This is a genomic window from Sphaerochaeta sp. S2 (assembly GCF_016406725.1).
GTDB lineage: Bacteria > Spirochaetota > Spirochaetia > Sphaerochaetales > Sphaerochaetaceae > Sphaerochaeta.
Genome location: NZ_JAEKNT010000367.1, coordinates 1 through 7,990, shown reverse-complemented (window position 1 = coordinate 7,990; position 7,990 = coordinate 1). Strand labels below are relative to the sequence as shown.

The window sequence follows — 7,990 nt, the reverse complement described above, 5'->3', positions numbered from 1 at the left end:
GGGTCAATCATCTCAACAACGTCAACAGTTTTCATTCCCTGATTGAGCGATGGTACAACAAGATGGGTGGGGTTGCCTCCAAGTACATCAACAGGTATGCAGCTCTCTTCAATATCAGGTTCCAGGTTGGCAGGATGGATTCAAGCGAGGCTCTTCTGCTGGTGAAATCAAGGTTGAGAGGAATCAAGGGCAACAGCTTTGTGACAATCTAAAGGTTGAAGCAAGAAAGGTTGTTCAGCCCGCCTGAATTGAGATGGGAAGCAGGGCAAACGGCATGAAGTCACTATTTGTTAAAAACAGCCAATATTAAAGCATAAAATTTTTTCAAAATTGCCAATGAGCAGGACAGGAACCTACTCTAAATGGTTTTCTTTTTCGAATTGCTTGCTGGATGCTGCAATGTGAAGATCGAAAAAACCACCTTCTACCTACCAACACACAAAAAAAATCACCGTGATTTCAACCACGGTGATCCTTCCTCTCTACCACAATTGATCTAGAGAATACTATAACTGACCATAAGGGAAACAGAGCGATTCTTGGTGTAATTGTCACCTGACGGATCGTCCTCAATATTAAGCAACCCAAGATTGAACCGTGCGTCAATTGAGAGGCCCATATCAAGGTCAGCACCAGCACCAAAGACGATACCAGCATCAAAATTCGTATACTTTTCTTCTGCACCAGCTTCAACAAATGCTATCTCAGGATCAGTAGAGGGATCATTAATAATACGATACCCCACTGAAGGCCCGACCAGTATATAGGGACTTGCAGGCAGATCGAGGGAGAAACTTGCCTTCAAAAGCATAGGCATCTCAATATAGTCATTATTTACAGAGAGATCTGTTGAAACTGTCGGAGCTACGTCCATTTCAGTCCTAAACCCCTTCATTGTATAGTAGAGGCCAGACTGTACAGACAAGTCCACCATCTCACCCAGTGAATAGAAGTCATACTCTCCGTATACACCTCCGGTGAATCCATAACGGGGGGTTCCATCTCCGCTTGGTTCCGTTCCTACGAATGCAACGTTACCACCAACGCTCACTCCAGCTTTCAAGGTACCTGCTGAAATTGCTGAGACAGCAAATACGAGAACCAACAATGAAATTATTATGTGTTTTTTCACAAACTCCTCCTTGTCTCAAACAGACGTTGCCATCAGTATAATCAGAAAATTACTGATTCACAACATTTTTATTACATATTTTTGAAATTTGTAGATATAAAATACGTGTCTCCAACTTACAACGTCCCATCTCTGTGTATGGGACAGAATACGGAGCTCTCACATTCTTGAACGTGATGGGCAGAACCTCCATAGGTGAAAGTACCTAGTCAATTAGGTAGCAATACTCCATGGACCTCTTCTCCTTTGCAGGAGACCGTATGAGTAGGAGAAGAACTATGAGACGAAAAACTACCTATCGAGCAGTATGCATACTGCTTTTTCTTGCGTTGGCAATCGGATGTACGCCCGACCCTCCCCATGCGTTCGAGATACAGTACCACAACCTTGATGGAGCAACCAACCATACATCAAACCCTTCTGAGTATACGGTAGAGAGCGCAACCATCACCTTAAGGGATCCCACTCGTAGTGGATACACCTTTGCAGGGTGGTACACAAATAGTGAATTCACAGGGACTGCTGTGACACAGATTCCCCAAGGCAGCAGTGGTATTAAGCATTTCTATGCCAAATGGACTGCCAACACCTACCAGGTAAGCTTTCTCAGCCAGGACGATGGTATTGCCAATCCCAACAGTATAGATTTGGTTTTTGGTCAAGCTTACGGCACCCTTCCTGTTCTCACGAAAGCAGGGTATCAGCATACGTGGAACACAACCCAAAGCGGGAGTGGCAGCACCATTACCTCAGAGTCCATACTTTCAATACCCAATGACCACACGCTCTACGCATGTTGGGAAGTTGCTTCCTATTCCATCAGCTACCATCTTGACAATGGCACCAACCATAGGGAGAACCCAAGCAGCTATACTACGCTGAGCAGCACCATCACCTTGCAGGACCCAACAAGAACCGGATACACCTTCGGCGGCTGGTTTGATAATGCAAATCTTACTGGAACAGAAGTAACAACAATTGCCCAAGGCAGTACCGGAGACATCTCACTCTATGCCAAGTGGACTGCAAACTCCTACACGGTAACCCTGGACAGACAACCTTCCAGTGACGGGACAGCCTCGGTCTCGGCTACCTTCAATGCTGCAATGCCGGCAGCTACAGAACCTACCAGGACTGGGTATACCTTTGGGGGGTACTTTACAGAAACCTCAGGAGGAGGAGTTCAATACTATATTGCTTCCATGGCAAGTGCCAGGAATTGGAACATTGCTGGAGATACAACCTTGTACGCCAAGTGGATACCCAATACCTATACCGTCACTCTGGATAGGACTCCAGCCAGTGATGGGACGGCCTCTGTAACTGCTACCTACGATGGGCAAATGCCTACTGCCAGCGCACCGTCCAGGACTGGATACACCTTCGGTGGGTACTATACCGCCACCCTTGGTGCCGGTACGCAGTATTACAGTGACTCCATGGCAAGTACCAAGGATTGGGACATTGCAGGGGATGCAACCTTGTACGCCAAGTGGACCCTCATTGACTACTCCATCAGCTATGAATTGTATGGAGGGGTCAATCATGCAGATAATCCTGCAACCTATACCATAGTTACAGAAACGATTACGCTGGAAAACCCCACAAGAACCGGATATACCTTCGGCGGCTGGTTTGTTGCTGATGACTACTCAGGTACATCTGTTTCGCAGATTGTGCAGGGCTCCCTTGGGGATAGAACCTTGCATGCAAAATGGACTCCCATTGTCTATACCATCACCTATACGCACAACGGGGGTACTGCCCCAAGCCCGGATAATCGAGGAACCTACACCATTGAGACCGACTCGTGGAACCTTGCAAGTCCAACAAGGGACTATTACACGTTTAACGGATGGTATGCCAATGCAGGATTCACTGGAAATAGTGTTGAGCAAATTGCAAAGGGATCATATGGCGACCTTGACCTGTACGCCAAGTGGGTCCCTATTGAGTACACCATCACCTACTCCCTCAAGGGAGAGACCAATGATCCAGACAATCCTACAACCTATACCGTGGAGACAGAGACCTTTGAACTCGGTGACGCTTCTCTCAGTGGGCACTATTTTGCAGGATGGTATACCAGCCCTGTCTATACGTTCGATACATTGGTCTGGAAGATTGAAACGGGGTCTCATGGAGATATTGTGCTCTATCCAAAGACATTGTGGGAGTACGAAATTGGAGATATGACGCCCGCACCGGACTATGAATTCGTAATCATCGACCGCAATGACCAAGAAAACAATCTTACCCCGTATGATTATCGCGAAGCGGATGCCTGGAGGTATATCGTTGCTAAAAACTATGACTCTAGCTACATCTCAGATCTTTTGATTCCCTGGACCCCTGCTGGTGAAGCCGATCATTTCTTCAATCCATCCATTGGAGGTGACCAAGGTCCGTATGGAGACATAGGACAAGGAAAAGATGCAACCCAGAGCGTCATTGACTATTATGGAACCGGTCCTGCTCTGGAGTATGCCTGTTATGCGGCAGGATCTTCTCCTGGGTATTTCCTTCCCTCCTTGAGTGAGATGGTAAAACTGATGGAACTCATGAGGGATCGATCAATTGGAGGCATCTCCATAGGAATACCATATTGGACTGCTACAGACGTTACAAATGAGCATTTAGCCTATAGTGTTGTATTGCAGCAGCCTGATCCTACCAAGGAGGAATTCACCATAGAGATGCCTATTATAGAAAAGACCAATGAATATCGGGTACGTCCCATGCGACGCATCTAAAAAAGGTGAGCAAGACGTTATGCCTGCATGGAGAAAGGCAGAATTTGTTGCTCACTAGAGTAAATATGGTTTGGTTGGGGAACGCAAAGGGGCCATTACAAAGAATTAGTTCTTCTTCAATATCCCCTGCGTTCCCCGACCCTTTATTGACTGATGGAGCAAAAAGCTCTACATTTTCCCCATGGGCAGGAAAAAAATTACGATCGAAGATATTGCCCGTGAAGCTAATGTAGGAATCGGCACTGTTTCACGTGTTCTCAACAACAGCTCCCATGTTGCAGAAGACACCCGTAAGCGGGTTCTTGATGTGGTAAAGGCTCGACAATACTCCCCAAGTGGCGCTGCAAGCCGACTTGCGCGTAATGACGCCATTGAGTCAACAGTGGGATTGCTCCTGCCAGATATTGGAAACCACTACTTCTTTGAAATATTTGAGACCATTTACAGAAAATTCCGTGGCTTGGGTGTAGATCTCCTCATCTTCAACTATGAGAAACATAACCCGCAGTTCATCCAGAAAGTACTGGGAGCCCAACTCTCCGCCCTACTCATCTTTGCTTTCCAGCTTGATGAAACAGAGAGGGAACTGTTGAGAAGGCGCAATGTACCCTACCTGTATATCGACTACTCTCGTGATGACGAGCACTGCATGTACACAGACAATGAACAGGGAGGGCGTCTTGCCGCCCGGTATCTTCTCTCTAAAGGGGTAAAACACCCTGGATATATCGCAATGGACCCCCCCGGGCAAACAAACACCGACCGGCATACAGGATTTATCAGTGAACTCGCTCTCTATGGTTATAAGGAGTGTGCACTGTACAACTCTGAGATATCAGAAGAGATGGGCTACCAGATCGGCATGCAAATCATCGATGAACAAACCTGTGACGGAGTCTTTTGCTACTGTGACGACATCGCAGTGGGAGTATATAAGGCTGTGAGAGAGAGGGGGAGCTCCATCCGTATCATAGGATTCGATGGCGTTCGTGCTACAGAGCACCTGGGCATCTCGACGGTTAGCCAGGAACCGGGAGCCATCGGCACTCAAGCCGCCTCCTTTATCGTGAACCTCATGGAGGCTCACCAAGAGCGGCAGCCCATACATCATCGAATCATTCCTGTCCTCGTTGACCGCAACAGCTGATTACCAAAGCAACATTTCCACGGTCAGATCAGCGGTTTTCAGCACGTGTGCATCACAGAGTTCAGGATCGACAGCACTGCCAACCCCGACAACCTTCATCAACGCTTCCTTGATGGCGGTAATACCTGCGGGAGCATCTTCTACACCAGTACACTCCTCTGGATACAATCCAAGCATATCAGCAGCTCGTGCAAAGACCTCTGGATTGGGTTTTCCCAGTACCACCTCTCCAGCTGGAACTACTGCATCAAACGAATCTGAAAGACCCAACCTATCAAGGATGAACGGAGCATTCCGGCTTGCCGATGCGATAGCGGTATAGATTTTTCGTTGCTTCAATTGTTCCAGCAAAGCAGGAATACCGGGAAGAATATCCTCTGGAGTCAACTCCTCCAGTGATTCACGATACCAGGTATTCTTCTGATCAGTGTATTCTTGTATCTCCTCCTCAGGCACAGTCACCCTGTTGTGGTCAAGGATTACCTGTAGAGATTGTCTTCTGGAAATACCCCTCAGCTTCTGATTAATTTCCTCATCAAACGCCCACTGGTGGGCATCAGAAAGACGTTTCCATGCCCGATAATGGTACCCATCGGTGGAGGTTATTACCCCATCAAGATCAAAGATGACAGCCTTGCATGCGCCTCGCGTGGGTCGCTGTACAGCTTCTTTGCCAACGATGAGTACATCAGAGCGATGATGCACGGTAAGATTGCCACCCTTGGCTTCATAGGTGGTAATCTCAGGTTCAATCGTAACGGTGAGCACTATTCCCCTGAAGGTAAGATGGAATTTCAGTCGCTGCAGCTCCTTTGGAAGCTGAGGTCTGAATGTAGGAATTCCATCTTTCATACGGAATCCTCCCAATCCATAGACCATAGCCATCCATGAACCAGCCATCGCAGCAGTATGCAAACCATCCTTGGTATTGTGGTGCAGGTCCTCAATATCCATGAGAGCAGTCTGGCGGATATAGGAACTACCAAGATCCAAGAATCCACAATCGTATGCAACAATTCCCTGAATACATGCAGAGAGGGAACTATCCCCAGTGGTCAGGGGTTCATAGAACGCAAAGTTTCTCTTCCTCTGGTACCAGGGGAAGCGATGATGCTGTAATAACATACCAAGCACAGTATCGGCTTGCTTGATGACCTGATGTCGATAGATTACCAACGGATGGTAGTGAAGAAGCATGGGATGACGTATCTCTCCTCGCTTTTGGGTATCCCACGGCTCCTTGTTGAGGAAATAGTCATCCTGCATATGTATACCCCGTTTTCTGTCATAGGGAATATACATCTGCTCTGCTGCACGGGCAAAGAGACTCAGCTCTTCATCATGTATGGAAAGTTCTTCAACCAGATGGTTCCATAGCTTAGGTTTCTCGTTTTGCAGACGGGAAGCTAGCTTGGACACCCCCTCCAAGTGGTGCTGGACCATGACATTGGTATAGCAGTTGTTATCAGAGAGCGCTGAATACTCATCCGGACCGGTTACCTCATTAATACAGAACTTACCACCCTTTTCTGGATTGAAAAAACCAAGATCGAAGAACAGACGAGCAGTCTCAATCAGCACCTCAGCAGCACCCTCTTCCAGGATGGTATCATCACCTGTCACCTCCAGGTATTGAAAGATCGCATAGGCAATATCTGCATTGATATGGTACTGGGCCGTGCCGGCCGGAAAGTATGCAGAAGCTTCCAATCCATTGATGGTTCTCCAAGGGTAGAGTGCACCCCTCTGGTTCATCTCCCTGGCTCTTGCACGGGCTCGGTCGAGTGTTGATATCCTGTATTTGATCAAGGCGCGTGCGGTATCAGGAAGGGTATGGTTGAAGAGTGCCATTCCATAAATTTCAGTGTCCCAGAAATAGTGGCCTTCATACCCACTTCCAGTCAGTCCTTTTGCGGCTAGTGCGGAATTACCGTCTCTACCAGTACTCTGCTGGAGCTGGAAGAAGTTGAACCTGAGTGCCTGCTGGAGTTTTTCTTCCCCGGTAATCTCGATATCGGTGTGGGCCCAGAAAGACTCATACCAGGACCGTTGCATCTCTACCAAGGTTTGCCAACTGGCGTTTGCCACCTCCTCTCGATACTGCTGGGCCAACTCAAGAGGAAGGGTCTCACCTGGGCGTCCAGAGGTATGATAGTAGAAATACTTCGTGAGACTAAGATCTGCCCCACTCCATGAGAAGGCCAGTGCCGGGAGATGCCCCTCCTCCAGGTCACCTCGCTCAACCTGAAGCGGTTCTGAACTCTCATGCACAGCACCACAGGAGAGATCAAGGGCACTTTCCAAAGTCTTGAATGCAGCCTGGAATCCTGGGCGTGCCTCCTCACCTTCACCATAGTACCCACAATCTTCACAAACCAGGGAGGAGGTGGAGAGTGTACTGCCCATACGCGGATCAAGTTCAGTATTTGCACGCTGAACAGGCATCCCTATGGTAGAGTACAGGGTTGCGTTGACCTCATCAGTACAGTGTATGCGAACCCGTAGGGCTCCTATATGGTACTGTTGCATACTGAGCAGGGTCTCCCAGGTAATATGCACCAGCTTACCTTCATCGGTAAGCCACTGCATATGCTGTTCAAGAATTCCCGTACGGAAATCAAGTCGCCTACGGTAGAACTGCACCCGGCTATCAGCCACATTGACCTGAATACCATCGATGGTAATCACCAGATACCGGCAGTCTGGAAGATCAAGCATGGTCTGGTTGATGCGCGCGAACCCATAGGCATCCTCTCCGTAGATAATCGGAGATATCTCGTAGAATCCGTTGATGAAACATCCACTATGGTGCGCAGGTTCCCGTTCACAGGGAAACCCACGGTAGCCGATATATCCGTTTCCAATTGAGAATAAGCTCTCACCCTGGGCGATGTGCTCTCCATCAAACCCGGTTTCTTCGAGACTCCAAGTATCCAAAGACATGTATTACCCCTTGAC

The 7,990-nt window shown here is 48.1% G+C and carries 4 protein-coding genes and 1 pseudogene; 3 read left to right on the top strand and 2 right to left on the bottom strand.

Going from position 1 to position 7,990, the window contains the following annotated elements:
* Positions 1 to 212: pseudogene (locus tag JF818_RS10815) on the top strand (hypothetical protein); the annotation flags it as partial.
* Between the two features lie 284 nt (positions 213 to 496).
* On the opposite strand, the gene JF818_RS10810 reads toward JF818_RS10815, so the two are convergent.
* Positions 497 to 1,132, bottom strand: coding sequence for a porin family protein (locus JF818_RS10810; RefSeq protein ID WP_198892025.1), 636 nt, complete (start codon positions 1,130 to 1,132; stop codon positions 497 to 499).
* A 278-nt stretch (positions 1,133 to 1,410) separates the two neighbouring features.
* Between JF818_RS10810 and JF818_RS10805 the strand changes: the two genes are divergently transcribed.
* Both JF818_RS10805 and JF818_RS10800 read left to right on the top strand, forming a co-directional pair.
* Complete coding sequence (locus JF818_RS10805) at positions 1,411 to 3,885, top strand: InlB B-repeat-containing protein (protein ID WP_198892024.1); 2,475 nt, start codon at positions 1,411 to 1,413, stop codon at positions 3,883 to 3,885.
* Between the two features lie 181 nt (positions 3,886 to 4,066).
* Complete coding sequence (locus JF818_RS10800; RefSeq protein ID WP_198892023.1) at positions 4,067 to 5,032, top strand: LacI family DNA-binding transcriptional regulator; 966 nt, start codon at positions 4,067 to 4,069, stop codon at positions 5,030 to 5,032.
* Here the strand turns inward: JF818_RS10800 and pgmB are convergent, their stop codons facing one another.
* On the bottom strand, positions 5,033 to 7,975 hold the full coding sequence (gene pgmB / locus JF818_RS10795; RefSeq protein ID WP_198892022.1) for a beta-phosphoglucomutase: 2,943 nt from the start codon (positions 7,973 to 7,975) through the stop codon (positions 5,033 to 5,035).
* Positions 7,976 to 7,990: the final 15 nt, after the last annotated feature.

What these genes read in the sequence shown, in the direction of transcription:
- JF818_RS10800 (WP_198892023.1), top strand. Translation starts at nt 4,067, where the DNA reads ATGGGCAGGAAAAAAATTACGATCGAAGATATTGCCCGTGAAGCTAAT.
- JF818_RS10805 (WP_198892024.1), top strand. Translation starts at nt 1,411, where the DNA reads ATGAGACGAAAAACTACCTATCGAGCAGTATGCATACTGCTTTTTCTT.
- pgmB (WP_198892022.1), bottom strand. Translation starts at nt 7,975, where the DNA reads ATGTCTTTGGATACTTGGAGTCTCGAAGAAACCGGGTTTGATGGAGAG.